The sequence below is a fragment of the Colwellia sp. E2M01 genome, assembly GCF_018860585.1.
Lineage (GTDB): Bacteria > Pseudomonadota > Gammaproteobacteria > Enterobacterales > Alteromonadaceae > Colwellia.
Map to the genome: position 1 here is coordinate 1 of NZ_JAHKPR010000011.1, position 3,933 is coordinate 3,933.

General features: G+C 36.6%; 2 protein-coding genes and 1 rRNA gene. All 3 read left to right on the top strand.

Annotated elements, in window-relative coordinates:
* Positions 1–111: ribosomal RNA gene (gene rrf / locus KO502_RS02075) — 5S ribosomal RNA — on the top strand; the annotation flags it as partial.
* 740 nt (positions 112–851) lie between these two features.
* The gene (htpG, locus tag KO502_RS02080) at positions 852–2,813 is read left to right on the top strand and encodes a molecular chaperone HtpG (protein WP_216020905.1); all 1,962 of its coding nucleotides are present in this window, start codon (positions 852–854) and stop codon (positions 2,811–2,813) included.
* A 373-nt stretch (positions 2,814–3,186) separates the two neighbouring features.
* Positions 3,187–3,831 carry an adenylate kinase gene (adk, locus tag KO502_RS02085; RefSeq protein WP_216020906.1) on the top strand — a complete coding sequence of 215 codons (645 nt, stop codon included), beginning with the start codon at positions 3,187–3,189 and terminating at the stop codon, positions 3,829–3,831.
* The last annotated feature ends 102 nt before the right edge of the window (positions 3,832–3,933 follow it).

A 3,933-nucleotide genomic window follows, 5' to 3' on the forward strand; every position in this document is an offset into this window, starting at 1 on the left:
GCGACAATAGCGCTGTGGTCCCACCTGACTCCATTCCGAACTCAGAAGTGAAACGCAGTTGCGCCGATGGTAGTGTGGGAGTTCCCATGTGAGAGTAGGACATTGCTAAACTTCTATTTAAAGAAACCCGTAGTTAACGCTACGGGTTTTTTGCTTTCTGCATGTTTATAATCTAACCCTTAAAGCTTAGGGAAATGCCTTCGGCATTTATCGCCTGCAGGCAGCCTCCTACAAGTTAAATCATCGAGTACCTAAATGGACTTGCCCTTATTGAGCGTCGCTGAATACAAAAACGGCATTAACCACCGAGGCTTATCTATCCTGTAGGAAGCAGCCTGCTGGTGACCCGTATTGAAAATACGGTGTTAGAGTTTAGGGAAATGCCTTTGGCATTTATCGCCTGCAGGCAGCCTCCTACAAGATATACATCTATGCTGTAGGAAGCAGCCTGCTGGTGACCTGTATTGAAAATACGGATAAAAAGGAGATTAATTTAACCAGCTTGAATCCCAATAAGGGTAATCTTTAATATTTTTAACTAAACCTGCTCTTAATGGGTTAGCTACAATATATCGAGCGACAACACTTAGAACTTTCTCAAACATGCTAGCAATCTAGGTGTCTACTTAGGTTAAACCATGTAAGTGCTTATTTATGCCGATTAAAACTACAATAAAATATTCTTAAAACCCAGAGATATATTATCATTAACAAATATTTTATAAGAATACTTGAAATTAATTAATCCAACACCAGATAGTTAATAGCTATATTTGTGTTGTTCCAATTAAAAATAATTGAAACAACAATAAATTATTTATGAAATAGAAAAGACCAGAGGTTAACTTTACATGACAACCGAAAACGCAACACAGAATCATCAATTTGCATCGGATAATGCAAAAATATTGCAGTTAATGATTCATTCATTGTATTCAAATAAAGAAATATTTTTACGTGAATTGGTTTCAAATGCTGCAGATGCTGCAGATAAGTTACGTTTTAAAGCATTATCTAATGATAGCTTATATGAAAACGATGGTGACTTACGTGTACGTGTAAGTTGTGATAAAGAAAACAAAACCGTTACCATTTCTGATAACGGTATTGGTATGAACCAAGATGATGTTATTGAACATTTAGGTACTATCGCAAAGTCAGGTACTGCTGAATTTTTCTCACAATTATCGGGCGACCAAGCGTCTGATTCACAATTAATTGGTCAGTTTGGTGTTGGTTTTTATTCCGCTTTTATTGTTGCAGATAAAGTAACTGTTCGTACTCGTAAAGCAGGTGATGATTCAGCTAACGGTGTTGAGTGGGTAAGCGCAGGTGAAGGTGAATTTACAACGGCTAAAATTAACAAAGCAAGTCGCGGTACTGATATTATTCTACATTTAAAAGAAGATGAGACTGAGTTTGCGGACGATTGGCGTTTAAAGTCTATCGTAACTAAATACTCGGATCATATTTCTGTTTCTGTAGAAATGTTAACACCTGAAGTTCCTGCTGTTGAAGCAGTTGCTGAAGTTAAAGATGATGAAGGTAACGTAACAGTTCCGGCAATTGAAGCAAAAGATGCTGTTCCTGCATTATGGGAGCCAGTTAACAAAGCGACTGCTTTATGGACACGTGAAAAAGCCGATATCTCGGATGAAGAATATAACGAGTTTTACAAGCATGTATCACATGACTTTGGTGACCCTTTATTATGGGAGCACAACAAAGTTGAAGGCAATACTGAGTATACTTCACTTTTATATGTACCAGCGAAAGCACCGTTTGATATGTACAACCGTGAAAAACAACATGGTTTGAAATTATTTGTTCAACGTGTCTTTATTATGGATGACGCTGAACAGTTTATGCCAACCTACTTACGCTTTGTAAAAGGTTTATTAGACTCTAACGACTTACCATTAAACGTATCACGTGAAATTTTACAAGATAACAAAATTACCCAAGCAATCCGTAAAGGTTGTACTAAGCGCGTATTAAAAATGCTTGAAAAATTAGGCAAAAACGACGCTGAAAAATACCAAGGTTTTTGGGATGAGTTTGGTCAAGTATTAAAAGAAGGGCCAGCGGAAGATCACGCTAACAAAGAACAAGTTGCTGGTTTATTACGTTTTGCTTCAACAAATGAAGATACGTCAACACAAAATGTCTCTTTAGCTTCTTATATTGAACGTATGAAAGAAGGCCAAGATAAAATTTACTTTGTGGTTGCAGACAGTTTTGAAGCGGCGAAAAATAGCCCGCATTTAGAAGTGTTCCGTAAAAAAGGCATTGAAGTATTACTAATGTCTGATCGCATTGATGAATGGTTAGTAAGTCATTTAAACGAGTTTGACGGTAAGCAATTACAATCTGTAACTCGTGGTGGTCTTGATCTTGGTGATATGGACGATGCTGAAACTAAAGAAGCACAAGAAAAGCTTGAAAAAGAATACGATTCAGTTGTTAAACGTATTAAAACAAGCTTAGAAGGTAAAGTGAAAGCAGTTAAACTATCTCAACGTTTAACTGATTCACCTGCGTGTATTGTTGCTGATGAAGATGATATGAGTAGCCAAATGGCGAAGCTGATGGCATCGGTTGGACAAGAAGTTCCAGAAACACTTCCAATTTTTGAAATCAACGGTGAACATGCACTTGTTAAGCATGTAGCTGACGAGCAAGATGATGATAAATTTAACCAATGGGTTGAAGTATTGTTCGAACAAGCGATGTTAGCTGAACGTGGTAGCTTAAAAGATCCGGCTAGCTTTGTTGGTCGTTTAAACAAGCTAATGTTATCACTAACAAAATAGTGACTATTTTTAGCAACTAATACAAGGCTAAGTAATCAATACAAGTTAAGTATTATCTAGCGTGAAAGGGGCACTCTATAATAAAGAGTACCCCTTTTTTTATGCTTTACTTGTTTGCATTCAAGCTTACTTGTATAGTGTTGCAGCTAAATGAGTTAATTAAGTTTGTTAACAAACTAATTAACTCTACTCATTAGTGAAGAAGAATTATTACCTTAAGATGATTAAACGTTTTGGCTAAATGCTAACCGTTTACTAACAGAATATTTAATACATATTTGTCGGCATTTATGCCTGCTTTTTTGTATAATAGAATCATTTTAACGTAAAAGTTATTTTATATTTACCCCTCTATTTAAGGTTACATAATATTATGCGCATTGTTTTATTAGGTGCTCCTGGTGCTGGTAAAGGCACACAGGCCCAATTTTTAATGGAAAAATTTGGTATTCCACAAATCTCTACTGGTGATATGCTTCGTGCTGCTATTAAAGCGGGTACAGAGCTTGGTAAGCAAGCTAAAGCGGTAATGGATGCCGGTCAATTAGTATCAGATGAACTAATTATTGGTTTAGTAAAAGAACGTGTTGCAGAAGATGATTGCAAACCTGGATTCTTATTAGATGGCTTTCCGCGTACTATTCCACAAGCTGACGCAATGAAAGAAAATGGCATTGCTGTTGATCACGTACTTGAGTTTGACGTTCCTGATGAAGAGATTGTTAAGCGTATGGCCGGTCGTCGTGTGCATTCCGGCTCAGGTCGTACTTACCATATCGTTTATAATCCGCCAAAAGTTGAAGGTAAAGACGACGTAACAGGTGATGATTTGTCAATTCGTCCAGATGATGAAGAATCAACTGTTAAAAAACGTTTAGCTATTTACCACGAGCAAACTAAACCATTAGTAGATTTTTATAAAGCTGAAGCTGATGCCGGTAATTGTAGTTACTTAACCGTTGATGGCACACAAGCTGTTGAAGCGGTAAATGAGTTACTTTCTACTAAGTTAGCATAATCATTTAATATTTTACTATTACGATTAAAAACTCGCTTCGGCGAGTTTTTTTGTGTTTTTCTTTTAAGTTTACTATTGTGTAGTTATACCAATCTGATTAAA